Raw genomic sequence first — 23861 nt, 5'->3', positions numbered from 1 at the left:
CCCACTCGGTGAGCCTCAGCGATATTCGCACAGGTAGGCGGTATCGACTTTGACCTTGATCTGGAACTTGCTGTTGGCCGGTACGTTGAACTGGCTGCCGGTGGCGAAGGTTTCCCAGTCAGTGCTGTCCGGAAGTTTCACGCTCAACTCGCCGGAGATCACGTGCATGATTTCCCGTAGCGCCGTACCGAACTCATATTCGCCCGCTGCCATGACACCGATGGTTGCCTCACCATCGGCCTGGGTGAAGGCGATGGATTTGACGGTGCCGTCGAAGTACTCGTTGACCTTGAACATGGGCGATTCCTTTTGAAAGGGCTGAAAATGGCTCGCCAGTATGCCCAACACGGTAAAACTCGTCACGTTCCTTGCACGTCGACGCTGACGAAACGTCGACCTGCAGTAGCATTCAATTGGGCAGGATCAACGGCAGCAGCCTGGCAGTATTGCGCGCATCGACCAGGGCGCGGTGTTGTTGCCCGCTGAACTGCATGCCTGCCAGTTGCAAGGCACTGTTCAGCCCTATCGGTTTCTGCAAGTGGCGGGCCTGGGCGAAACGCTGTTTGAGATTGACGTGCGGCATGCTGGACAGCGCACTGTCGAGGTGGTGGTGGCGCCATTCCTCTTCCAGTTGCTGACGATCGTAGTCCCCCCAGCTGGCCCAGCCCACGATGCGTGCCCGATGATGGCTCAACCAGCGCTCGAACTGCGGCCACACCGTCGTCAGCGGCGCGGCGCTGTCGATGCTGCTCTGGTTGATATGGGTCAGCTCGCGGCAGAAATGGGTCAGCAACGGCCTGCGTGCCGGGCGCACGAAGCGTTCGAAATGGTCCAGCTCGCGTCCGTCCTGATTGACCAGCGTCGCGCCTATCTCGATGACTTCCATTTCTGCGACCGGCCATCCACCTTCTTCGGTCGTGGCCTCAAGATCAATCACCAGCCAGTGCGGCATCATCCAGCTTCCTTACGATAGTCAATGGCTTCAGCGTAGCCAGATTAACCCGTTGCGCACACTCAGGGCTTTGCATCGGCATTCTTGTTGTTACAACTGCCCCTACAGTGACCACAGGTGATTGCATTGGTGCCTAGCAGGCGGCTTTCACTTGCCTGTTCGAATACTGCAAGCGCACCGCAGAGCGCTGACGCTGTCGATTTGACAGTTGTTTAAATCCTGGAAACCGCATAGTTTGAACGGCTTTGATTGATGTCGTGTTTTATGAAAAGACTTGCAGTGTTAATTGACGGTATGGCGCGCACGATCGTTACCGGTGTCATGCTCTTCATTCCGTTGATGGCAACGCCGCAGGTCTTCGCCGCGCAGATCGTGCGGGTGGCTGCAGTGCATTTCCCCCCTTATATGGTGCGTCCTGAAAAAGGTGAAGACACCGGTCTTTTACCCCAACTGATCAATGCCCTGAATGGCGAGCAGGACGACTATGAATTCGTGATGGTCCCCACTTCAGTGCCTCGGCGTTTTCGTGACTTCACGGAAGGGCGTTTCGATGTTGCAGTCTTCGAAAACCCCGGCTGGGGCTGGAAGGACATTCCCCATGAACAGATCGATATGGGGCTCGAGGATGCCGAGGTCTATGTGGCGCGCCGAGTGGAAGGACGTGGGCAGGATTACTTCGACACCCTGGCTGACAAACGTCTGGCACTGTTCAGTGGCTATCATTATGGATTTGCCAACTTCAATACCGATCAGAAGTACCTGAGCGAGCACTTCACCATTACCTCCACGTACTCCCACGACAGCAATTTGCTGATGGTGGTGCGTGGCCGCGCCGATGTTGCGCCCGTTACCCGTTCGTATCTGATTGATTTCATGGCGCGTAACAAGGAAGAAGCGGCGCAACTGATGGTGTCCGAGCGTGTCGATCAGGTCTACCGTCAATACGCGTTGTTGCGTCCGAATGGCAATATTGATGTGCCGCACTTCAAGCAGCTACTGGAAAGGCTGCGTGCAGATGGGCAACTGGCGAAGATTTTCGAGCCGCTGCACATCAAGGTGCTTCCGGTGAATGCCGGGATGCCCGGCAACTAGCAGAGGGGCAGGTTTTGCGCCTGCCACCCGGAGGCACTCAGCGGTCGTTGGCGTCCTTGGCATCCATTTCTGCGTTGCGCTCGTGGACGCGCTTGAGCTGTTCTTCGGTGAGGGGCAGTTTCTTGGCTGTGTCGCGCAGCATCATCAGACCGCCGACGATCGAGCCAATGGCTACGAGCAGAATTAACCAAGCATACCAGGGCATAGCGCTCTCCTTATTGTGATACCGCTTTGAGCAGCACGGCTGCCTAATGGTTCAAGAGTATGCGCCCTGAAGGGTTGCGTGCGAAAGCATTCGCCCGCAACCCCTTGGAACCTGGCAGTTACTCCCCGGTCAGCATCGCGTCGGTCGGCGCGTCGGCACGCAATTTGGCGGTCAGGCTGAAGTAGATGAAGCCGATGGCCATCAGGCCGAGGAAAATCAGGCCGATCAATGCGTTGAACCAGGCCATTGCCACCAGACACACGACGGCCAGCGCCAGGGCGATGCCGGGCACTACCGGATAACCGGGGGCGCGGAACGTGCGCTCCAGGCCAGGCTCGGTCTTGCGCAGTTTGAACAGGCTGAGCATGCTCATGATGTACATGACGATGGCGCCGAACACGGCCATGGTGATCATCGCAGCGGTCAGCGTCATGCCACTCAGGTTGATCAGGCCGTCGCTGTAGATCGCGGCGATGCCGATCAGACCGCCGGCGATGATTGCCCGGTGCGGCGTCTGGAAGCGCGAAAGCCTGGCCAGCGAGGCGGGCAGGTAACCGGCGCGGGCGAGGGCGAAGAACTGGCGCGAGTAACCCATGATGATCCCGTGGAAGCTGGCGACCAGACCGAACAGGCCGATCCACACCAGCATGTGCAGCCAGCCGGAACTGTCACCGACCACGGCTTTCATGGCCTGCGGCAGCGGATCGTTGATGTTGGCCAGGGTGCGCCAGTCGCCCACGCCACCGGCAAACAGCATGACGCCGATCGCCAGTATCACCAAGGTCAGAATGCCACTGATGTAGGCCTTCGGGATGGTGCGTTTCGGGTCCTTGGCTTCTTCGGCGGCCATTGCAGCGCCTTCGATGGCCAGGAAGAACCAGATGGCGAAGGGGATGGCAGCGAACATGCCGGCAATGGCTTCGGGTCCGAAGGTCTGCGAGCCGGCCCAGCCGTTGAGGGCGAAGTTGCTGAAACTGAAGGCAGGCGCGACGACGCCCATGAACACCAGCAACTCGGCGACGGCCAGAATGCACACCACCAGCTCGAAGGTTGCGGCGAGCTTCACGCCCACGATGTTGAGCGCCATGAAGACGATGTAGGCGCCGACTGCCGCATGCTTGGGGTCCAGCCCCGGGTATTGCACATTAAGGTACGCACCGATCGCCATGGCAATGGCCGGTGGCGCAAAGACGAATTCGATCAGGGTGGCCATGCCTGCGATCAGTCCGCCTTTTTCGCCAAAGGCACGACGGCTGTAGGCGAACGGACCGCCGGCGTGCGGGATGGCGGTGGTGAGCTCGGTAAAACTGAAAATGAAACAGGTGTACATGGTGGCAACCATCAGGGCTGTTACCAAAAAGCCCAGCGTACCCGCAACGCCCCAGCCGTAGCTCCAGCCGAAGTATTCGCCGGAAATCACCAGCCCTACCGCGATCCCCCATAAATGAATCGTGCCGAGCGTCGGCTTGAGTTGTGTGCTCATTGTTCTCTCCCTGGGATTCGATAAACGTTGAAACATCCTGTTGCAGAGGCCGTGCCAGTGCACGGATCACTGTCGTGATGCTTCAAAACGGGTCGTTTACAGAACGTCAGGGTGAATCGATTCAACTCGTTGTACAGGTTTGATCCGGTTTGGTGCGGCGATGACCGCCAGGGGTGCATGGAATTCAGAAGGCTCAGGACGCTGTTCGGGCAAATGCCGATCGATGGGTCCCGCCGGTGCGCCGGTTCGGCTACAATGCGCGCCGATTTCGACTTACCTGAGACCACGCTCATGTCCGCCTGCCAGACTCCTGTCATCGTCGCCCTGGATTTTCCGACCCGCGAAGCCGCCTTGCGCCTGGCTGATCAGCTCGACCCCAAACTGTGCAGGGTCAAGGTCGGCAAGGAACTGTTCACCAGTTGCGCGGCCGACATCGTCGAGACCCTGCGCCACAGGGGCTTCGAAGTGTTTCTGGATCTCAAATTCCACGACATCCCCAACACCACGGCGATGGCGGTCAAGGCGGCGGCCGAGATGGGCGTGTGGATGGTCAATGTGCACTGCTCGGGCGGTTTGCGCATGATGGCGGCCTGTCGGGAAGTGCTTGAGCAGCGCACCGGTCCACAGCCGTTGCTGATCGGCGTGACCGTTCTGACCAGCATGGAACGTGAAGACCTGGCCGGTATCGGCCTGGACATCGACCCGCAGGTACAGGTGCTGCGCCTTGCGGCTCTGGCCGAGAAGGCCGGAATGGATGGTCTGGTCTGCTCGGCACTGGAAGCGCAGGCCCTGAAAGCCGCTCACCCGTCGTTGCAACTGGTGACGCCCGGCATCCGTCCGGCGGGCAGTGCGCAGGACGATCAGCGCCGTATCCTGACCCCTCGTCAGGCACTGGATGCAGGCTCTGACTACCTTGTCATCGGTCGCCCGATCAGTCAGGCGGCAGATCCGGCGAAGGCCCTGGCGGCGGTGGTTGCCGAGCTGGCTTGAGTAGATGGATGCGTAACATCACGGCTCTACCCACAGAGTGGCGAAGAGCTGTGACGCTGCGAAAAGCCCGCGGGTTTATTCCACTTTCAGGATCAGCTTGCCCTGATTCTCACCGCTGAACAGCATCTGGAAGGTCTCCGGGAACGTCTCGAGGCCTTCTACGATGTGCTCCTTGCTCTTGAGCTTGCCTTCCTTGATCCAGCCGGCCATGACCTGACCCGCTTCTGCATAGCGTTCCGGATGGTCCAGTACGATGAAGCCTTCCATGCGAGCGCGGTTGACCAGCAGCGACATGTAGTTGGCCGGGCCTTTGATCGCCTTGGTGCTGTTGTACTGGCTGATGGCACCACAGATCACTACGCGCGCGCCGACCGCCAGCTGGCTGAGCGCCGCATCGAGGATGTCGCCACCGACGTTGTCGAAGTACACGTTCACGCCATCCGGGCAGTGGCGTTTCAGACCGTCCATGACGTCTTCGGATTTGTAGTCGATGGCTGCGTCAAAGCCCAGCTCCTCGGTCAGCAGACGGCATTTTTTCGTGCCTCCCGCGATGCCGACGACCCGGCAGCCCTTGAGCTTGGCAATCTGCCCGGCGATGCTGCCGACAGCGCCAGCCGCACCGGAAATCACCACGGTGTCACCGCTTTTCGGTTGGCCGACGTCCAGCAGCGCCAGGTAGGCGGTCATGCCGGTCATGCCCAGTGCCGATAGATAAAGGGGCAGGGGCGCAAGGTTGGTGTCCACCTTGTAGAAGCCCTTCGGTTCACCGGCAAAGTAGTCCTGCACGCCCAGGCGTCCCTGAACATGGTCACCTACAGCGAACTTGGGGTTTTTCGATTCTATTACTTCACCCACGCCGATGGCACGCATCACTTCGCCCAGCTCTACGGCTGGAATGTAGGATTTGCCCTCATTCATCCAGCCACGCATTGCCGGGTCCAGTGACAGGTATTTGCTCCTGACCAGAATCTGCCCGTCGGCAAGTGCGCTGACCGGGACTTCCTGATAGGTGAAGTCTTCACGGCGCGCATCGCCCGAAGGGCGTTTGGCGAGCAGGAACTGGCGGTTGGAAAGATCGGTCATGGCAGGGTCTCCTGAAAAGGGTTCAAGAATGGATTCAAACGCTCATCGCGCCATTCGGGCAAGAAGCGATCACCCAGCGAATGCCGTTTGATCCATGTGGTTGATAGGAGTACGTTGCGCCACTGGCGTTCAGACGGATCTGCGAATGAAACATTCTGACGACGGATATGGCTTGAGTCGCCCACCCTCAGTGCTCTAGATTCCTTGTTCGATCAACACTTGGAAGACATCATGCCTGCTACCTCTTCGAACACTCTCCACCCCCGGGCTCTGCGACCTGGCGACGCCGTTGCGCTGGTATCTCCGGCAGGGCCTGTGGACCCCGGCAAGATCCAGGCGGCGGTGGCGGTGCTTGAGGGGTGGGGGTTGCGTCCTCGGGTCTATCCGCATGCGCTGGGCAGCTACTCGTTCTATTCTGGGACCGATGAACAGCGGCTCGCCGACCTCAACGCCGCGCTGGCCGATCCGGAAATCCGTGCGGTCATCTGCACTCGCGGTGGTTATGGCGTGCAAAGGATTGTCCAGCAGGTGGATATGGACGCGGTGCGTCGTGACCCCAAGCTGGTGACCGGCTTTTCCGATATCACCGCGTTGCACGGTGCGCTGTGGAACCACGCGCGCCTGGCGACCATCCATGGACCGGTCGCTTCGCAGCTGGAACGTGGCGGCCTGTTCGTCAGCGGTATGCGCCATGTGCTGATGAGCACCGAGCCGGTCCTGCTAAAGGCTGATCCGGCCTCGCCAACCGCCAGGGTCAGAACCGCTGGCAGCGCGCAGGGCCTGCTGTTGGGCGGCAACCTGTGCATCCTCGATACCTCCGTGGGTACGCCGTTCATGCCCGACCTGAGCGGTGCGATCCTGCTCATCGAAGAGGTCAACGAACCTGCCTACCGGGTCGACCGCATGCTCACCCACCTGGGCAACTGCGGGATTCTTGCGTCTCTGGCCGGCATTGCCGTCGGCGAATTTACCCCTGCCGCGAACACTGGCCGCACCATCAGCCCTGCCGATGTGTTGCTGGAGCGGCTGGGCAGTCTCGGCATCCCGGTACTCGGCGGTCTGCCGGTAGGGCATGGAGATCTCAATCAGGCCGTGCCACTGGGCACTCAGGCGATACTCGATGCCGACGCCGGAACTCTGCTGGTAGCCCCCGCCGCGCGTAGCTGATGTCTCTGTCGTGCTGCTGGCGGCTGGACTAGTCGGTCTTGCGTGCGTTGAGGATCAGCAAGGTCAGCAAGCCCGCGACGATGCCCCAGAATGCCGAGCCTATGGAGAACAGCGTCAGTCCCGAAGCGGTCACCATGAAGGTGATCAAGGCGGGTTCGCGCTCCCTCGGTTCGGCCATCGCAACAGTCAGGCCACTGATGATCGATCCGAGCAGCGCCAGTGCGGCAATCGAGAGCATCAGTTCCTTGGGGAACGCACTGAACAGACCCGCCAGGGTTGCACCGAAAATGCCGGCTATTGCATAGAAAATCCCGCACCAGATCGCCGCTGTATAGCGTTTTGATTTGTCCTCATGGGCATGAGGGCTGGTACAGATGGCGGCACTGATCGCCGCCAGATTGATCCCGTGGCAGCCAAATGGCGCTGTGAGCAATGAGGCAAGGCCTGTCACCGATATCAGCGGCGAGGTCGGCGGGAAGTAGCCGTCGGCCCGTAACACGGCCACACCGGGCATGTTCTGCGAGGTCATGGCCACCACGAACAGCGGAATGCCGATGCTGACCGTCGCCGCCCATGAAAACTCGGGCGTGGTCCAGACCGGCATGGCGACTTCCAGCGCCAGGCCATCAAAGTTCAGCAAGCCCAGCAGGCCGGAGATGCCGATGCCGACCAGTAGCGCGAGCAGCACCGAATAGCGTGGCGACAGGCGCTTGACCAGCAGGTACGTGAAAAACATGCCCAGCACCAGGCTGGTGTGGTGCTGTGCGGCAATAAAGATCTCGCTGCCGATCCGGAACAGAATCCCTGCCAGCAAGGCCGCGGCCAGCGAGGCTGGGAGGCGCCGCACGATGCGCTCGAAACTCCCGGTCACTCCGCACAGAATCACCAACAGCGCACTGGTCATGAATGCGCCAATGGCCTGTGGGTAGCTGACACCGCCCAGGCTGGTGATCAGCAGGGCGGCGCCGGGTGTCGACCACGCCACGGTAATCGGCATGCGGTAGCGCAGCGAGAGGCCGATGCTGCACACCGCCATGCCCATGAACAGCGCCCACAGCCAGGATGAAATCTGCACGCTGCTCAGCCCTGCCGCCTGGCCCGCCTGGAACATCAGCACCAGCGAACTGGTGCAGCCGGTCATCATGGCGATGAAACCGGCAACCACCGCCGACGGCGATGAGTCTGTCAGCGGGCGCAATGGCACCTTGAGGGATTGGTTCATGCTGGGCGTTCCTTGAAGCGGGCAGGTAGCAAAGGGCGCCAAGCCTAAACGCATGGCTGCCCGGCCTTGCAATACAGCGACACGAGTAAACGCCAGCACAGTTGCAGCCGTGGCGTTTACTCGGCGTCAGCCCCGGCCGGGCAAGCGCCGGACTGCAGGGTCTGCCCCAGCGCCCGATTGACCATCAGCCAGCCGTCCACGGCATCCTGACCCGCTTCGGCGAACACCCGCTGCAGCAGTTTGACCTGTTCGCGACGCAAGCCCTGTTCAAAAAGGGCACCTTCATCGGTAAGGCCCAGCAGTCGTTTGCGCTTGTCATTTTCGGGGGCCGCGCTGTGCACCAGGTTCATGGCGATCAGCTGGCGCAGCGGAGCATTGAGGGCCTGTTTGCTGACGCCCAATACGGTGAGCAGCTCCTTGACGCTCAGGCCGGGGTAACGGGCGATGAAAAAGACGATGCGCTGGTGCACGCGACTGAAGCCGCGTCTGGCCAGCATTTCATCAGCCTTGGCAGTGAATGCCTGATAGCCGAAGAAGAAGGCTTCCATGGCCATTTGTTGATTGGCAGGTTTTTTAAGGTCAAGCATGTTGACGTATCCGGGTTGATCGTCGTAATTTGAGTCAATCAGTTTGACGTATTTCCAATTGTCTCGGCTACAGGTAACTGCCATGGCTTTCTCCGAACGCGTTTCCCGTCTGAAAAGCTCTCTGATTCGCGAGATCCTCGCCGCCGCTCAGCGTCCGGAAGTGATGTCGTTCGCCGGTGGTCTGCCCGCCGAGTCGATGCTGCCCAAAGTGGAGTGGGCCGACATGCCTGTTGCGCTGGGCCAGTACGGCATGAGCGAGGGCGAACCTGCGCTGCGCGAAGCGCTGGCCGCCGATGCTCGCGCCCTGGGTATCGACTGCGATGCCCGTCAGGTCATGGTGGTCAGCGGTTCTCAGCAGACACTGGACCTGGCGGCCAAGCTGTACATCGACAAAGGCACCGAAATTCTCCTCGAGGCGCCCACCTATCTGGCGGCGCTGCAGATATTCCAGCTGTTTGGCGCCGACTGCATCACCGTGCCGCTGCAGGCCGAAGGCCCGGATCTGCTCGCCATGCGTCAGCGTCTGGAACAGCACAAGCCCGCCTTCGCCTACCTCATCCCGACGTTCCAGAACCCCTCGGCGGTGCGCTACAGCCAGGCCAGTCGCGATGCCGTTGCGGCCTTGCTCGACGAGTTCGGTGTCACCTTGATCGAGGACGAGCCGTATCGTGAACTGAGCTTTGACGGCGACAGTGCCAGGCCGATCGTCAGCGGTTTGAAGACGGCCAGCTGGATTTACACCGGTACGGTTTCCAAGACGCTGCTGCCAGGCCTGCGGGTCGGCTATCTGATCGCCAGCCCCGATCTGTTTCCGCACTTGCTGCGTCTGAAACAGTCGGCCGATCTGCATACCAATCGCCTCGGCCAGTGGCAGGCCTTGCAGTGGATTGGTACTGAGCACTATCGTGAGCATCTGGTGACGCTGTGCGAGTTTTACCGGGGCCGTCGTGATGCGTTCGAAAGTGCCTTGCAAACGCATTTTTCCGACCTGGCCACCTGGAACAGCCCGCAAGGCGGACTGTTCTTCTGGTTGACGCTGAAGCAGCCGCTGGACACGCGCACCTTGCTGGATACAGCGCTGGCGCACGATGTGGCGTTCATGCCGGGCGAACCTTTCTTTGCCGATCCGGACGCCAATCACGGTCACTTGCGGCTCAATTTCAGCCATATCGACCCTGCACGGCTCGATGAGGGTATAAAACGACTGGCGTCGGTGGTCCGCGCAGCACACCTTCTGCAAGCCGCCTGATTCAAGACGTCAACATAGACGCAGCAAGGGAGCAGTCTGATGTACAAGGTTTATGGCGATTACAACTCGGGCAACTGCTACAAGGTCAAGCTGATGCTTAACCTGCTGGGCAGCGAGTACGAGTGGGTGCCGGTGGATATTCTCAACGGCGAAACCCAGACCCCGGCGTTTCTGGAAAAGAACCCCAACGGCAAGATTCCGGTGCTGGAGCTGGAAGATGGCACTTGCCTGTGGGAGTCCAATGCGATTCTCAACTTTCTGGCTGACGGCTCTTCGTACCTGCCGAGCGAACCCAGGCTGCGTACCCAGGTGCTGCAGTGGCAGTTCTTCGAACAATACAGCCATGAGCCGTCGGTTGCGGTGGCCCGTTTCATCCAGTTCTATCTGGGCTTGCCGGCCGAACGCATGACCGAGTATCGCGCCATGCAGAAGGCCGGCTATCGCGCACTGGCGGTGATGGAGCAGCAGCTCGACCGTACGCCGTTTCTGGTCGGCGAGAATTTTTCCATCGCCGACATTGCCTTGTATGCCTACACCCACGTCGCGCATCAGGGCGGTTTCGATCTGGCACCCTACACCGGGATCCGCCGTTGGCTGGATCGGGTCAAGGCACAGCCGGGTTATATCGGTATGCTGGACTGACACATCCGTCATTTGAACAAAGGGAAATGTATGCGCGTTCCAATCGTACTGCTGGGTGCTTTCATTGCGCTGGGTATCGGCTGCTCGGCCCAGGCCGAGGACTGCGACGCCAATCAGGCCAGCATGAACCGCTGCGCTGCCAATGAGCAGGCAGCGCTCGATGCCGATCTCAACAAGCAGTACAACGCGCAGATGGCGTGGTTGAAGACCCCGGCGAAAAAGCAGGCACTCAAGGATGCGCAACGAAAGTGGATAGCCCTGCGTGACGCCGATTGCCTGTATCAGACGGGCAAGCCCGAGGATTCAGGCTCTATCTGGCCCTTGCTGCAGTCGCAATGCCTGGCCGAGCAGACCCGCGTACGACTGAAGCAGCTGCAAGCCTATGTGGCCTGTCGCGCGGAAGGTTGCCCGCGCTGAGAGGCGCCGGGCAAACGGCGGTCAGATCGCGCCGAAGCGCTGGTTCAGGTAGTCGATGATCACCTTGGATTCATACATCCATACGGTTTTGTCACCTTCCTCGATGCGCAGGCAAGGCACCTTGATCCTGCCGCCCTCGTTGAGCAGGGTCTGGCGATCAAGCTCGTTGTTTTTCGCATCGCGCAACGCGACCGGAACATTAAGGCGGCGCAGGGCGCGACGCGTCTTTACACAGAACGGGCAGGCATGGAACTGATACAGCGTCAGGTTCTGAGCCGCTTCAGCGACAGCCGCCTGGGCCTGCGGATCACGTTTCTTCCTGCTCGGGCGAGTCAGGAAATCGATGCCGATGACGAGTTGGCCGAGGCCGACTCTTAACGCTTTCATGAACAAGGTCATACCTCTTGCGGGCGGTGGCGTGCCCAGCCGTGCGTTCAGCGTGCCTCACGGCAGGTGAACGCAGGCTGAACGATCACTTGATCAGGCTGAGAAACTCACTGCGGGTGGCCGCGTTTTCACGGAATTCGCCCAGCATCACCGAGGTGATCATGGCCGAGTTCTGCTTCTCGACGCCACGCATCATCATGCACATGTGCTTGGCTTCGATCACCACCGCAACGCCCAGCGCGCCGGTGACCTGCTGGATGGCCTCGGCGATCTGGCGGCTGAGGTTTTCCTGGATCTGCAGACGGCGGGCATACATGTCGACGATACGCGCCACTTTCGACAAGCCAAGCACCTTGCCCTGCGGGATGTAGGCCACATGAGCCTTGCCAATGAACGGCAGCAGATGGTGCTCGCACAGCGAGTACAGCTCGATGTCCTTGACCATCACCATTTCACTGGCATCGGAGCTGAACAGCGCGCCGTTGGTCACTTCTTCCAGGGTCTGCGTGTAACCGCGACACAGATACTGCATGGCCTTGGCGGCGCGCTTGGGGGTGTCCAGCAGACCTTCGCGCGAGACGTCCTCGCCCAGTTGCCCGAGGATGGCGGTGTAATTCTGTTCCAGTGTCACAGAGGGTGATTCCGTATAGGTTTCAGAGCGGTACGTTTGGGTCTGTACCGATTTTTTACCAATCGAGCTGGTGTCCCGTTTGCCGATCCCGCTCCAGTGGAGTTGGGCGATTGCGCATACGTAACCTGCGGATCTCGTCGATTGGCGATGAAAGCGGGGTTTATCCCGGCGATTGGGCACATGTTAGCGTAGGTGTGCTCGCAGTTGTACTGCCGTGGCCTCGTAATGCTTTCGCAATCAGCACCGGTTTTTAGACTTTGCCCGGCATTGCGCTATAGCCCGATGCTTTCCAGAGTCGCAGAAAAGCGAATGCAGGGAGCATGTGTTTTGGCTTGGGCTCTCCGACATGCGTTTCTGTTGCCTTGATTGGAGTGCTGGAATGACATATGCCGTAGCTTTTTCAAGCGTTTGCAAAGCAGATCTGAAGCGTATCCTTGCTTCATGAAGGCGGCTTGTGAGATTAAGGCCAGAGTCTGATAGGAGGTTGGATGCCGAGTCAAAAGGACGAGCTGGAACTTGAGAAACTCCAGGCTGAGGTTCACAAGTTTGTGGCTGAGGCACGAAAAATGATCGCAGAGACCAATAAGCTCCAGCGCGAAACGAGCTTTTATCCATTCGTGGCGGCTGGTGGGTTGATCACCGTAATAGTTACTGCTGCCGCTTTCATTCACAAGCTCCAGGCAGCCAGTATCCAGTAGCGGACAGCGACTTGCAGCGCTTGAGATTCAGGCTGGACCAAGCGAAAGTGTGTACGAAACGCATGAATCGGCATTTCGAGAGAAGATGAGTATGAGTCACGATCAAGTCATAAAGCGGATGCGCGAAGACCTCGAGCAGTTGGGCAACGAGGTCCGCAACATGCCTGCCCATGAACCACGAAACGTTCTGGTGTCTGCTGCATCCGGTGCAGTATTTGCTCTGGTTTTTTCATGGCTTGCATTCAAGGTCTGGTTCTGAAGGCCTGCGATAGCTATGTCAGGGCAGTTAGTCGCCTGAGTCAGGTCCAAAGTCGTATGGCTTTTTTGTGTCTGGCTGGCTGTTGTTTTGTTTGCCCTGAAAAATCCGCTTTTACAGCTTTTGTATCCTCTCGCTTACACGTTGGCGACCAGATCGCTACCCACTTCCGGTGTCCATTGCGGTCTGAGTAGGCAGGTCATCAATCCATTGCCTGTCTAGAGAGTAAACCCGGATGTTGAGTCGAGTAGCAAAAATAGCGTTGTTCGCGATTGTACTGTCGTCGGTTTCCGGTTGCTGGCCGTTCTGGCCTGGTCCGGGCGGACATGGCGGCGGCGGCGGTGGCGGGCATCATGAGGGCGGTGGTCCTGGTCCTGGCGGTCCTGGCCCGGGTCGCTGAGTCACCAGCGGGGCGGCAACATGCCGCCCGGCGACGAGTCTGACTGACTGGAAGGGCGCGGCGGGTTCTACTCGTCGCGCCCTTCCATCATGGTGCGCCTGAGGATCACGTACACCGCACCTGCACCGCCATGTTTGGCCAGGCAGGAGCAAAAGCCCAGTACCTGCGAATGCTGACGCAGCCAGGTGTTGACGTGGCTCTTGATCATCGGCCGCTTGCCGTCCAGGCGTACCGCCTTGCCATGGGTGACGCGTACGCAGCGTATTTCCAGACGGGTTGCTTCAGCCAGAAATTCCCACAGCGTCTCGCGCGCCACTTCCACGCTCATGCCATGCAGGTCCAGGCTGCCCTCGAAGCTGATCTGCCCGAGTTTGAGCTTGCGCATCTGACCTTCCTGCACACCGTCACGCGACCAGCTCAGAACATCTTCAGGACCGACGTCGATCACGAATTGATCCGACAAGCCGTCGACGGTCACCGAGTCGGTGCGCAAGGTCGCCGACTGGCGCAGGCGGGCCAGCATTTTTCGATCGGTCTTGGGTTTGCCGACATCGGCGTGTTCATGCTTGAGCGGCTTGACGCCACGTGTCTCGCTTCTGAACAGGGAAAAATCGTCGTCTTGCATGGGGCCTCCGCGAAGGAGGCCATTCTAACCGGTCCGGCGAGAGGGTCAGTTGTGTTTTTTCATCAGATGCGAAGAGATACTCAAGCCGCCAGCACTGCGCTGACGACGGCAGCGGCGCCATAGCCAGACACCCATGTACAGCACCAGCAATCCGCCGATGGCGACAAACGCCGCGCCGCCGGGACTGGCGTTGAGTTCACCGAGCATCTGCGGATGAACCGTGAGGCTGGATACACCGGCAATCGTCAGCAACAGGCCCGCGACCACAAGGAGCAGTGCGATCAGCGTGCCGATGCGTTTGCCCCAGTTGCCCTGACCCCTGGGGCGCAGGCGACGTGCATCGAAACCATCTGACGTTTTCATGCCTTTTCCTCAACAGGTATCAGCTCAATGGAGTATCGGCGCTCTGACCCGGGGAAGGAGGGGTGGTTCCCGCCTCCGGGACGATCCATGACGGCACAGGATGGGCGGTTATGTGAACGCTGTCACACGCTTCCTCGCCTGTGTCGCGTCAGACAAGATCTTTGGTCAGTGCCAGGGTGGCGAAGTTGTCGGCCATGATTGCCATCTCGGTTCGGTGCACGACCTCTGCGCTGACCACGCCGTGCGGGCTCGGCAGGTCGCGGGTTGCGCAGGCATCGTCGACCAGGGTACAGCGATAACCGTAGTCCTTGGTGGCGCGAACCGTGGTGCTGATACTCGAATGACTCATGAAGCCACAAACGATCAGGTCCAGGTGCCCCAGACTCTGCAGCAGTTCATGCAGCCCGGTGCCATTGAAGGCATTGGGCAGGCGCTTCTCGACCAGATGTTCATCGCCCTGCGGCAGCAGCTCCGGCACCAGTTCTCCGCGCTCGCCATGGGGGTCGAACGGGCCGCCCACAGTGCCCAGATGGCGGATGTGAACGATCGGGCACTTGACCGCACGTGCCTTCTCGACCAGCCGGCCGATGTTGGCCATGGCTTCTCTGACGCCGGTCAGGGCCAGCGGGCCGCGGAGGTATTCTTTTTGCGCGTCGATGATGATCAGCGTCGCGTTACTCAGATGGGCGGGCGCATGCACCCTGCCACTGAGTTGAAACATGGTCTTTAAATCGGACATTCACGGGCTCCTTGGTGTGGGGCTTTTGCGACATTGTCCTCTGGCTGAAGCGTTCTGGGAATGGCAACCATCGCAGGCCACGGTTTTTATGGCCTGCAGGGCAGTTGCAGGAGGGGGTGGCTGGCGGTTTGCCTTGATGGCGGTAGACGAATCATGGAAACTTCCCCGCCTATCGGGTACGAAGAATGCACGTTGTTCGTAACCAGACTGTTCACCGAGGCTCGTCTTACAGCAGTTCGTTGCCTTTCAAGGAGTTTGTCCATGATCACTTCCCGTCTGCGTACCGTGCGCGACCATATACGCTGGGCCGTCAGCCGCTTTCACGAGGAAGACGTATTTTTCGGTCATGGCACCGACAATGCCTGGGATGAAGCACGGCAACTGGTGCTGGGCGCACTGCACCTGCCTTGGGAAATTGCCGACAGCTACCTGGATTGCCGTCTGGAAGTCGATGAAATATCCGAACTGCAACGCTTGATCAAGCGTCGCATCGATGAGCGTGTGCCAACTCCTTATCTGCTGGGCGAGGCCTGGTTCTGTGGCATGTCGTTCATTGTCGATGACCGCGTCTTGATCCCGCGTTCGCCCATCGCCGAGCTGATCGAAGAGCGTTTCGCCCCCTGGCTGGCCGACGAGCCGGCGCGGATTCTCGACCTGTGCACAGGCTCCGGTTGCATCGGTATCGCCTGCGCCGAGGTGTTTCCCGAAGCCGAGGTGGCCCTGGCCGACCTGTCCTACGACGCACTGGAAGTGGCCAATCAGAACATCGAACGTCACGGCATGGAGGATCGCGTCTACACCGTTCAGGGCGACGGATTCGACGGCCTGCCGGGTCAGCGCTTCGACCTGATCGTGTCCAACCCGCCCTATGTGGACGCCGAAGACTTTGCCGATATGCCCGACGAGTATCAGCATGAGCCGGAGCTGGCGCTGGCCTGTGGCAGCGACGGTCTGAACCTGGTCCGCCGCATGCTCGCCCAGGCCGCCGATCATCTGAACGAGAAGGGCCTGTTGATCGTCGAGGTCGGCAATAGCCAGGTGCACGTGCAGGCGCTGTACCCGGAGGTCGATTTCGCCTGGCTGGACTTCCAGCGCGGCGGGCATGGTGTGTTCATGCTCACGGCAGAACAGTGCCGCGACCATCAGGCACTGTTCCAGTCGAAGGTTTGAGCTCAACAGCCGCGATAAGCGGCTGAGGCTGAGACAAAAGGGAGGCTGATATCAGCCTCCCTTTTTTATCGGCTTTATCGGCGCGTCTCTTATCGGTGCGTTGCGATCCAGATCAGCAGCCCGGCCTGGAATACCGCGAAGGTCACCAGGCAGGCAATCGTGAAGCGCAGGCCGCTGTCTTCACGCTTGTATTTGCTGACCCGGTCTTCATGCTGGCGAATCGTCACTTCCTGCTCGATCAGATTTTTCTCGGCCTTTTCCAGCATCTGCGAGGCTTCGAGAATCTCGATGATCTGCACCTTGTCGTTGTTCCAGGTGCTGTGCAGGTTGCCAACGTGTACATCCTTGATCGCGCCTTTCATGTGCTGGGCATCGGCATACGTCACTTCAAAGCCCAGCGTGCGCAGAAAGTGATCGCGACGCAGACGTGTGTCTTCGTTCAGACCGTCCTTGCTGGCCAGCGCCACGCCTTCAATCTTGTAGGAAGACCATCTTTTCTGCGCCCAATGCACCGCATGAGCAATCATGAAGCGTCCGATACCGCGGTTCCATGGCTCGATCTGCAAGCCTGACTCGGGACCGAAGCGCACCATGCGTTTTTCGTGGTCGGCCCAGATATCCAGATGGTTCTGTTCCTTGCGCACCCGCTGACCTGGCAATTGCACCGTGATGCGCAGCAGGCTCAACGCCTTGCTGTGCCGCTCGGCACGGCCAAACTGTACGAAGCGCAGGGGGCGGCCGCCTGTGGCTCGGTCGGTGGGCAGTGGCGACAGACGCAGCATCTGAAAGCTTTCGGGCAGAACGTCTTCCCACGGCTGCGGGGGCACCGGCACTGCGACTTCTGCGCTGGCCGGTTCTGCGGGGGTTTCAGTCATGGTAGTTGCGTCTGTCATAAGGGTGTCCTTTCCTGGGCCTTGCCCCGGAGCACGTTCGCCGGGGCATAAAGGTGCCGAAACACTAAGGTGCCGGAACACAGGGCCAGCAAATCGCTATCGGCCAGATTCGCCAGGACTGAAGGGCTTTTGACTAACGCGCGTCAGATCTTTTTCCCGGGTGTGGCATCCGGGTGAGGCAGCGCCTTGATGAAGCTCAGGATCCGCTCGGTCACTTCACTGGCCAGCGGCTGGGTCGGATTGCGGTAGGAGAGCAGTTGTTGCTGCAAATCGTCCGGGACGATGCGCAGCACATGATTCATGCCGTCGATCAGGGCCAGCTGTGCATCCGGCTTGGCCTTCTGCAACAGCAGCGCATCACCCACACCGACCTGAATGTCGTTGCGACCCTGAACGATCAGCGCCGGAATGTGCAAGGCACCGAAAGCCGCCGCCGGGTCCTGGCGGAACAGCGAGATCAGGTACGGCTGGACACTGGGGCGGAACACCACTTCCAGCTCGGCGGGCACGTTGTCATCGGTCTTGCCGGCCTTGAGTTCGTCGAGCAACTGATCGCTGCGCTGCAGCAGGTCCGGTGGCAGGCGCTCCTGAAACTGTTCGCGCAGCACCTGATCCACCGGTCGCCCGGTGCCGGCCACGGAAATCAGCGCCGCTGCACCTACCTTTTCAGCCGCCAGCGTCGCCACCAGCGCACCTTCGCTGTGGCCCAACAGAATCAACTGGCCCAGGCGCGGGTTGGCTTTCAGCGCTCTGGCCCAGAGCTGCACATCGGCCACGTAGCGCTCGACGCTCAGGTTGCGTTCATCCGGCGTGACCGCCTTGCTGGCCGCGACGCCGCGTTTGTCGTAGCGCACGCTGGCGATATTGTTGCTGGCCAGGATCACCGCCAGGCGTTTCATGCTGTCGTTGCGTCCACCCTCCGGGTTGTTGCCGTCGCGGTCGGTGGGGCCGGAACCGGCGACGATCAGCACCACCGGCACCGGTTTGTCGGAACGCGGCATGAGCAGCGTGCCGTACAGCTTGCCGTTCTCGGTATCCACGCTTATCGGCCGCTGCACCGTACCGGGCGCCGCAGCGCTGGCGGTTGCGGCGGCCAGGCTCAGGATCAGGGTTATCGGCAGGGCCAGCAGACGCAGCGCGTTGGGAACTCGAAGCAGGGAAATACCGGATAACATCGCAAGGCCATCATTGGGGGAGTCACGCTTGGACGCACGCGGTGACAGAAGGTTCGAGGATGAACTGAACCGCGAGCCTGCGTATACTGGCGCGCTTGGTTTAACGATCTGGTTTTTTGGCTGATTTTTCGGAGCGCCCGCATGTCCGGCAACACTTTCGGCAAGCTGTTCACTGTCACCACCGCCGGCGAAAGCCACGGCCCGGCGCTGGTCGCTATCGTCGACGGCTGCCCGCCGGGGCTGGAGCTGGACCTGCAAGACCTGCAGCGCGACCTGGACCGGCGCAAGCCGGGCACCAGCCGCCATACCACGCAGCGTCAGGAAGCCGATGAGGTCGAGATACTCTCGGGTGTCTTCGAGGGCAAGACCACCGGCGCGTCCATAGGCCTGCTGATCCGCAACACCGATCAGAAATCCAAGGACTATTCGGCGATCAAGGACCTGTTCCGCCCGGCCCACGCCGATTACACCTATCACCACAAGTACGGCATCCGCGACTACCGCGGTGGCGGACGCAGTTCGGCAAGGGAAACCGCCATGCGTGTGGCTGCGGGGGCCATCGCCAAGAAGTATCTGGCAAGCCAGGGCATCGTCATTCGCGGCTACATGAGCCAGCTGGGCCCGATCCAGATCCCGTTCAAGACCTGGGATTCGGTAGAAGACAACGCGTTTTTCTGCCCCGACCCTGACAAGGTGCCGGAACTGGAAGCCTACATGGACCAGCTGCGACGTGATCAGGACTCGGTCGGTGCGAAAATCACCGTGGTCGCAGACGGGGTAATGCCGGGTCTCGGCGAGCCGATCTTCGATCGTCTGGACGCTGAGCTCGCGCACGCGCTGATGAGCATCAACGCGGTCAAGGGTGTGGAAATCGGTGCCGGTTTCGACTGTGTTGCCCAGCGCGGCACCGAGCACCGCGACGAGATGACGCCACAGGGTTTCCTGTCCAATCACGCGGGCGGCATTCTCGGCGGCATTTCCTCCGGCCAGCCGATCATCGCGCATCTGGCGCTCAAGCCGACCTCCAGCATCACCACGCCAGGGCGTTCGATCGATGTCGATGGCAACGCCGCCGATGTCATCACCAAAGGTCGGCATGACCCGTGTGTCGGCATCCGTGCCACACCGATTGCCGAGGCAATGATGGCCATCGTTCTGCTCGATCACCTGCTGCGCCATCGCGGTCAGAACGCCGACGTCAGCGTCAACACACCTGTGCTGGGGCAGGTGTAATGCACGCCGTCACGGTTGCGGATTGCTAGCGTGGCGCAACCTGGCGGCGGACAGCTGCCTTACTGGCGGCTGTCCGGGTTCTACGTATGCTATTTCGCCTTGCTGGGCCTGTCGGCGCCGTTCATGGCCCTTTACCTGCATCATCTGGGTTTTTCCAGCGCACGGATCGGCGAGCTGGTCGCCATTCCCATGCTGATGCGCTGCGTCGCGCCCAATCTCTGGGGGTGGCTGGGTGATCACACCGGTTGGCGTCTGACCATTGTGCGGTCTGGCGCCATCTGCACGTTGCTGGCGTTTTCGCTGATTCTGGTCGAAAAAAGCTATGCCTGGCTGGCGATGGTCATGGCGCTCTATGCGTTCTTCTGGCACGCCATCCTGCCGCAGTTCGAAGTCATCACCCTCGCGCACCTGCAAGGCCAGGCCTCGCGTTACAGCCAGGTTCGGCTGTGGGGTTCGATCGGTTTCATTCTGGCCGTCGTGGTGCTGGGGCGGGTGTTTGAATGGTTCAGCCTGGACCTGTTCCCCTACATCGCGCTGACGATCATGTCCGGTATCGTTATCAGCAGCTGGTGGGTGCCGAATGCGCAACCCTCACCGTCGAGCCGCGAAACCGGGTCGGGCGGCTTTCTCAGGCAACTGGCGCGCCCCGGTGTATGGGCGTTCTACCTCAGTGTTGCGCTGATGGTGCTCAGCCATGGGCCGTATTACACCTTTTTGACCCTGCACCTCGAAGCGCTCGGTTACAGCCGCGGCCTGATCGGCCTGCTATGGGCGGTCGGCGTGGTGGCTGAAGTGCTGATGTTCATGGTCATGAGCCGGATTCTGCAGCGCTTCACCGTGCGCCAGGTACTGTTCGCCAGTTTTCTGCTGGCCGCACTGCGCTGGCTGCTGCTGGGGCTGTTTGCCGATCACCTCACCGCGCTGCTGATTGCCCAGGTGATGCACGCCGCCACGTTCGGCAGCTTTCACGCCGCTGCCATTCATTTCGTGCAAAGTAGCTTCGGTCCGCGTCAGCAAGGTCAGGGGCAAGCGCTTTATGCTGCCTTGTCCGGGGTCGGCGGGGCGTTGGGCGCTCTGTATTCCGGTTACAGCTGGAACGCGCTGGGGCCGACCTGGACCTTTGCCATCGCCAGCCTTGCAGCCTTTGCCGCTGCCGTCATGATTGTCACACCCAAGAAAGAGGAAGGTGTATGAGCCGCGAACAATTGAGCCTGGAAATCATTGAGGCCGGGCGTTTTCTGTACGGCCGTGGCTGGTCGCCTGCCACCAGCAGCAATTATTCTGCGCGCCTTTCTGCCAGTGAGGCGTTGTTGACCGTATCCGGCAAGCACAAGGGCCAGTTGGGCCCTGACGATGTGCTGGCCACCGATCTGGCTGGCAACAGCCTGGAGCCCGGTAAAAAGCCGTCTGCCGAAACCTTGCTGCATACCCAGTTGTACAGCTGCAGGCCGCAAGTCGGCGCGGTGCTGCACACCCATTCGGTGAACGCGACCGTGTTGTCGAGGCTGACCACGGCCGATCATCTGGTGTTCGAGGATTACGAACTGCAGAAGGCCTTTAGCGGCGTGGTCACTCACGAGTCGCAGGTCGTGGTACCGATTTTCGACAACGATCAGGACATTGCCCGTCTCGCGGCAAAGGTGCAGCCTTGGCTGGACACCCATCCCGAGTGCGCCGGCTACCTGATCCGCGGTCATGGCCTCTACACCTGGGGGGCTAAAATGAGCGACGCCTTGCGCCAGATCGAAGCGTTCGAGTTCCTGTTCGAATGCGAACTGAAAATGCGCGCGGTAATGAACCGCTGACAACGTCTTGCCAAACCAGTCTGTAAGCCTGACCGGCCTGTAAAAGCCGGAAGGCGTTGCACCAAACCGAGGATTCACGCATGAGCAGCCTGTCCGTTTATCACGTTTCAAGCCCTGATATGCCCAACAAGGTGCTGACCCATCTGGAAGACATCGCGTCGACACTGGCCGAGCACGGCGTGGCGTTCGACCGTTGGGAAGCCGCGACGCCGATCACTCCCGGTGCCAGTCAGGAAGAGGTGATCAGCGCCTATCGCACGCAGATCGACACGCTGATGACCGAACGCGGTTATGTCACCGTGGACGTCATCAGTCTCAACAGCGATCACCCGCAAAAAGCCGAATTGCGCGCCAGGTTTCTTGAAGAGCACCGCCACGGCGAAGACGAGGTACGCTTTTTCGTCGCCGGGCGGGGCTTGTTCACCTTGCACATCGACGACTATGTGTATGCCGTGCTGTGCGAAAAGAACGACCTGATTTCCGTACCGGCCGGCACGCGGCACTGGTTCGATATGGGCGAGAACCCGCACTTCGTTGCCATCCGCCTGTTCAATAATCCGGAAGGCTGGGTAGCAAACTTTACCGGTGAAGACATTGCCGGCCGTTTTCCACGGCTGGAAGACTGACAGGAGCCCCATTCTGATGCCCATCAAAGCTATCCTCACGGATATCGAAGGCACCACCAGTGCAGTGAGTTTCGTTTTCGACGTGCTGTTTCCGTTCGCCAGAAAGCACCTGCCCGCATTCGTTCGCGAACATGCCGAGCAACCGGCCGTGGCGCAGCAGTTGCAGGCGGTGCGCGACCTGGCCGGTGAGCCGGACGCCGATGTCGAGCGCGTCATTGCACTCCTGCTGGAATGGATCGCCGAGGACCGCAAGGCCACACCGCTCAAGGCCCTGCAGGGGATGGTCTGGGAGCAGGGTTACAACGCCGGACAGCTAAAGGGGCATGTTTATCCGGATGCTGTCGATGCCTTGAAACACTGGCATCAACAGGACTACCGGCTTTACGTTTATTCCTCGGGCTCGATTCAGGCTCAGCAATTGATTTTCGGCTGTTCCGAGGCGGGCGATCTGTCCGGCCTGTTCAGCGGATACTTCGATACGACCTCCGGCCCCAAGCGCGAAGCGCAGTCCTACCGGACGATTGCCCAGGCGATGGACTGTCCTGCCGGGGACATTCTGTTCCTGTCGGATATCGTCGAAGAACTCGATGCCGCACAGGCCGCCGGCATGGCTACCTGCGGTCTTGCGCGTGATGGCGGGGCACTTGCCGGGCACCGGTATGTGACCAGTTTTGCGCTTATCGACCCAGCCGCTTTCTAGAAGACTCCCGCCTGCTGTGCGCGGCATCGTCCTGATGCCGCTGCATTGAAAACTGCCTGCCGCAAGGCTCACGCACTACGTCTGTAGGACTTTTCCTGCTTTCTGGTGAGCTGTTGCCGGGTTGAAAGTGCGTTGAATCTGTTTGTTCTGTTCGCCGTTTTTCAACGTGATTATTCGTGTAAGTTCTGCGCCATCGCCAACGGGGTCACGGACAACACCTGTACCGATTCACGGGCGAACAAGGAGCGGCAGCGATGTGCAGTGCCATGACAGAAAGCGCAACCAGGGACTTATTGATACAGCAGATGGTGAGCACGATTAGCGAGCTCGATGGGCAGACCGCCATCGAAAATGCACTCGAATGGTTACGGCGCGAATGCAACAGCGAGCGCGCGATGTTCTTTCAGTTCAAGGGGCCGCTGTTGCTGACGTTCATCACCTCCAACGTCGACGAAGCGTGGGGCGATGCCTACCGCCAGCACGATTTGATCACGCAAGACCCGTTGATCCGTTGTTATCGCAATCAACTGGGCTTCCTGAACTGGCAGGATGCGTTCAGGCAATACCCGGTATCCGCCTTTTATGACGAGCTGGTCGATGCCTGTGAACTGCTTCCGGCCATCTCCTATGGCTACACCAATCATTGCCGTGGTGCTGACAGCGTGACATCGGTGTGTACCCTGGGCGAAGTGGAGCGGCCCATCAGCGCTGAACAAAAGTACCTCATGAGCAGTCTCATGCCAGTGCTGCACAGTGTCGCGCGGGGTCTGAAGTTCTGTTCGCGCGGTCTGACCCATCGTGAGCTGGAAGTCTTGCAGTGGGCCAGAGACGGGAAGACGGCCTGGGAGATCTCGATGATCCGCGACGTGTCGGAGTCGACGGTTAAGTATCACCTCAAGACCATCTACTCCAAGCTCGGCGTTGCCAACAGGGCACAAGCGGTGGGCGAAGCACTGTGTCGTGGCCTTATCAGATAGTCGGCGGACAAAACGCAGGCAAAAAAAGCCGCGAGAACAAAGTGTAATCGCGGCAAACAAGGGATGAGAGAGCGTACAGCGGGTGCCACCCAAG

Annotated in this window: 28 protein-coding genes; 14 read left to right on the top strand and 14 right to left on the bottom strand. The window is 60.0% G+C overall.

What is annotated here, in order from left to right; all coding sequences use genetic code 11:
• Positions 1 to 15 precede the first annotated feature (15 nt).
• Together KBY02_RS22740 and KBY02_RS22735 are read right to left on the bottom strand one after the other, a co-directional pair.
• Complete coding sequence (locus KBY02_RS22740) at positions 16 to 297, bottom strand: pyrimidine/purine nucleoside phosphorylase (RefSeq protein ID WP_032655276.1); 282 nt, start codon at positions 295 to 297, stop codon at positions 16 to 18.
• Between the two features lie 112 nt (positions 298 to 409).
• On the bottom strand, positions 410 to 952 hold the full coding sequence (locus KBY02_RS22735; RefSeq protein ID WP_003405835.1) for an exonuclease domain-containing protein: 543 nt from the start codon (positions 950 to 952) through the stop codon (positions 410 to 412).
• Between the two features lie 252 nt (positions 953 to 1204).
• Between KBY02_RS22735 and KBY02_RS22730 the strand changes: the two genes are divergently transcribed.
• On the top strand, positions 1205 to 2044 hold the full coding sequence (locus KBY02_RS22730) for a substrate-binding periplasmic protein (protein ID WP_082333900.1): 840 nt from the start codon (positions 1205 to 1207) through the stop codon (positions 2042 to 2044).
• Between the two features lie 37 nt (positions 2045 to 2081).
• Here the strand turns inward: KBY02_RS22730 and KBY02_RS22725 are convergent, their stop codons facing one another.
• Positions 2082 to 2249, bottom strand: coding sequence for a DUF2897 family protein (locus KBY02_RS22725; protein ID WP_003405831.1), 168 nt, complete (start codon positions 2247 to 2249; stop codon positions 2082 to 2084).
• 118 nt (positions 2250 to 2367) lie between these two features.
• Entirely contained in the window at positions 2368 to 3732 is a 1365-nt protein-coding gene (gene eat, locus KBY02_RS22720; protein ID WP_024643168.1) for an ethanolamine permease, read from the bottom strand.
• Positions 3733 to 4023: 291 nt separating this feature from the next.
• Here eat and pyrF point away from each other — a divergent pair, with 291 nt between their 5' ends.
• The gene (gene pyrF, locus KBY02_RS22715; RefSeq protein WP_003415842.1) at positions 4024 to 4722 is read left to right on the top strand and encodes an orotidine-5'-phosphate decarboxylase; all 699 of its coding nucleotides are present in this window, start codon (positions 4024 to 4026) and stop codon (positions 4720 to 4722) included.
• A gap of 75 nt (positions 4723 to 4797) precedes the next feature.
• Here pyrF and KBY02_RS22710 read toward each other — a convergent pair whose 3' ends face one another.
• The gene (locus KBY02_RS22710) at positions 4798 to 5805 is read right to left on the bottom strand and encodes an NADP-dependent oxidoreductase (RefSeq protein ID WP_011267273.1); all 1008 of its coding nucleotides are present in this window, start codon (positions 5803 to 5805) and stop codon (positions 4798 to 4800) included.
• Positions 5806 to 6036: 231 nt separating this feature from the next.
• Here KBY02_RS22710 and KBY02_RS22705 point away from each other — a divergent pair, with 231 nt between their 5' ends.
• On the top strand, positions 6037 to 6972 hold the full coding sequence (locus KBY02_RS22705) for a S66 peptidase family protein (protein WP_225650774.1): 936 nt from the start codon (positions 6037 to 6039) through the stop codon (positions 6970 to 6972).
• Between the two features lie 28 nt (positions 6973 to 7000).
• Here KBY02_RS22705 and KBY02_RS22700 read toward each other — a convergent pair whose 3' ends face one another.
• Together KBY02_RS22700 and KBY02_RS22695 are read right to left on the bottom strand one after the other, a co-directional pair.
• Positions 7001 to 8194, bottom strand: a complete 1194-nt coding sequence (locus KBY02_RS22700) for a benzoate/H(+) symporter BenE family transporter (protein ID WP_225650773.1) — start codon at positions 8192 to 8194, stop codon at positions 7001 to 7003.
• A 116-nt stretch (positions 8195 to 8310) separates the two neighbouring features.
• Positions 8311 to 8781 carry a MarR family transcriptional regulator gene (locus tag KBY02_RS22695; protein ID WP_003405819.1) on the bottom strand — a complete coding sequence of 157 codons (471 nt, stop codon included), beginning with the start codon at positions 8779 to 8781 and terminating at the stop codon, positions 8311 to 8313.
• Positions 8782 to 8863: 82 nt separating this feature from the next.
• Here KBY02_RS22695 and KBY02_RS22690 point away from each other — a divergent pair, with 82 nt between their 5' ends.
• From KBY02_RS22690 to KBY02_RS22680, 3 genes are read left to right on the top strand one after another with little or no spacing between them, the layout of a single operon-like run.
• Complete coding sequence (locus KBY02_RS22690; protein ID WP_096136052.1) at positions 8864 to 10030, top strand: PLP-dependent aminotransferase family protein; 1167 nt, start codon at positions 8864 to 8866, stop codon at positions 10028 to 10030.
• Positions 10031 to 10069: 39 nt separating this feature from the next.
• Positions 10070 to 10672, top strand: a complete 603-nt coding sequence (locus KBY02_RS22685) for a glutathione S-transferase family protein (protein WP_003343108.1) — start codon at positions 10070 to 10072, stop codon at positions 10670 to 10672.
• Positions 10673 to 10702: 30 nt separating this feature from the next.
• A complete protein-coding gene (locus KBY02_RS22680; protein ID WP_011267277.1) occupies positions 10703 to 11089 on the top strand; it encodes a lysozyme inhibitor LprI family protein in 387 nt (128 codons plus the stop codon).
• A 21-nt stretch (positions 11090 to 11110) separates the two neighbouring features.
• Here the strand turns inward: KBY02_RS22680 and KBY02_RS22675 are convergent, their stop codons facing one another.
• Positions 11111 to 11488 (bottom strand): glutaredoxin family protein, encoded by a 378-nt coding sequence (locus KBY02_RS22675; protein WP_003405811.1) that lies wholly within the window; start codon positions 11486 to 11488, stop codon positions 11111 to 11113.
• A gap of 73 nt (positions 11489 to 11561) precedes the next feature.
• Positions 11562 to 12107: a GTP cyclohydrolase I FolE gene (folE, locus tag KBY02_RS22670; protein WP_003343112.1), complete on the bottom strand. Its 546-nt coding sequence runs from the start codon at positions 12105 to 12107 to the stop codon at positions 11562 to 11564.
• A gap of 488 nt (positions 12108 to 12595) precedes the next feature.
• Between folE and KBY02_RS22665 the strand changes: the two genes are divergently transcribed.
• The gene (locus tag KBY02_RS22665) at positions 12596 to 12805 is read left to right on the top strand and encodes a hypothetical protein (protein WP_003343114.1); all 210 of its coding nucleotides are present in this window, start codon (positions 12596 to 12598) and stop codon (positions 12803 to 12805) included.
• 723 nt (positions 12806 to 13528) lie between these two features.
• Here the strand turns inward: KBY02_RS22665 and KBY02_RS22660 are convergent.
• From KBY02_RS22660 to KBY02_RS22650, 3 genes are all read right to left on the bottom strand, one after another.
• Entirely contained in the window at positions 13529 to 14086 is a 558-nt protein-coding gene (locus KBY02_RS22660) for a Smr/MutS family protein (RefSeq protein WP_003405798.1), read from the bottom strand.
• 45 nt (positions 14087 to 14131) lie between these two features.
• A complete protein-coding gene (locus KBY02_RS22655) occupies positions 14132 to 14449 on the bottom strand; it encodes a hypothetical protein (RefSeq protein ID WP_011267280.1) in 318 nt (105 codons plus the stop codon).
• A gap of 148 nt (positions 14450 to 14597) precedes the next feature.
• Positions 14598 to 15188: a cysteine hydrolase family protein gene (locus tag KBY02_RS22650; RefSeq protein WP_003315142.1), complete on the bottom strand. Its 591-nt coding sequence runs from the start codon at positions 15186 to 15188 to the stop codon at positions 14598 to 14600.
• Between the two features lie 261 nt (positions 15189 to 15449).
• Between KBY02_RS22650 and prmB the strand changes: the two genes are divergently transcribed.
• Positions 15450 to 16358, top strand: coding sequence for a 50S ribosomal protein L3 N(5)-glutamine methyltransferase (gene prmB, locus KBY02_RS22645; protein ID WP_003405794.1), 909 nt, complete (start codon positions 15450 to 15452; stop codon positions 16356 to 16358).
• An 89-nt stretch (positions 16359 to 16447) separates the two neighbouring features.
• Here prmB and KBY02_RS22640 read toward each other — a convergent pair whose 3' ends face one another.
• Together KBY02_RS22640 and KBY02_RS22635 are read right to left on the bottom strand one after the other, a co-directional pair.
• Complete coding sequence (locus KBY02_RS22640) at positions 16448 to 17251, bottom strand: hypothetical protein (RefSeq protein ID WP_024642073.1); 804 nt, start codon at positions 17249 to 17251, stop codon at positions 16448 to 16450.
• Between the two features lie 143 nt (positions 17252 to 17394).
• Positions 17395 to 18426 (bottom strand): alpha/beta hydrolase, encoded by a 1032-nt coding sequence (locus tag KBY02_RS22635; RefSeq protein WP_011267282.1) that lies wholly within the window; start codon positions 18424 to 18426, stop codon positions 17395 to 17397.
• A 141-nt stretch (positions 18427 to 18567) separates the two neighbouring features.
• On the opposite strand from KBY02_RS22635, the gene aroC reads away from it, so the two are divergent.
• From aroC to KBY02_RS22605, 6 genes are all read left to right on the top strand, one after another.
• The gene (gene aroC, locus KBY02_RS22630; protein WP_003405788.1) at positions 18568 to 19659 is read left to right on the top strand and encodes a chorismate synthase; all 1092 of its coding nucleotides are present in this window, start codon (positions 18568 to 18570) and stop codon (positions 19657 to 19659) included.
• A gap of 30 nt (positions 19660 to 19689) precedes the next feature.
• Complete coding sequence (locus tag KBY02_RS22625; RefSeq protein WP_011267283.1) at positions 19690 to 20853, top strand: MFS transporter; 1164 nt, start codon at positions 19690 to 19692, stop codon at positions 20851 to 20853.
• Positions 20850 to 21464 carry a methylthioribulose 1-phosphate dehydratase gene (locus tag KBY02_RS22620; RefSeq protein WP_003405783.1) on the top strand — a complete coding sequence of 205 codons (615 nt, stop codon included), beginning with the start codon at positions 20850 to 20852 and terminating at the stop codon, positions 21462 to 21464. Before KBY02_RS22625 ends, KBY02_RS22620 begins: the two co-directional genes overlap by 4 nt.
• 80 nt (positions 21465 to 21544) lie before the next feature.
• Complete coding sequence (locus tag KBY02_RS22615; RefSeq protein WP_011267284.1) at positions 21545 to 22090, top strand: 1,2-dihydroxy-3-keto-5-methylthiopentene dioxygenase; 546 nt, start codon at positions 21545 to 21547, stop codon at positions 22088 to 22090.
• Between the two features lie 16 nt (positions 22091 to 22106).
• The gene (mtnC, locus tag KBY02_RS22610) at positions 22107 to 22790 is read left to right on the top strand and encodes an acireductone synthase (RefSeq protein WP_058399270.1); all 684 of its coding nucleotides are present in this window, start codon (positions 22107 to 22109) and stop codon (positions 22788 to 22790) included.
• Positions 22791 to 23044: 254 nt separating this feature from the next.
• Entirely contained in the window at positions 23045 to 23767 is a 723-nt protein-coding gene (locus tag KBY02_RS22605) for a helix-turn-helix transcriptional regulator (protein WP_054092445.1), read from the top strand.
• Positions 23768 to 23861: the final 94 nt, after the last annotated feature.

The organism is Pseudomonas sp. P129 (assembly GCF_020312195.1).
GTDB lineage: Bacteria > Pseudomonadota > Gammaproteobacteria > Pseudomonadales > Pseudomonadaceae > Aquipseudomonas > Aquipseudomonas fragariae.
Note: the sequence above shows the minus strand (reverse complement) of the source record. Positions and strands in the feature narration are given on the sequence as shown.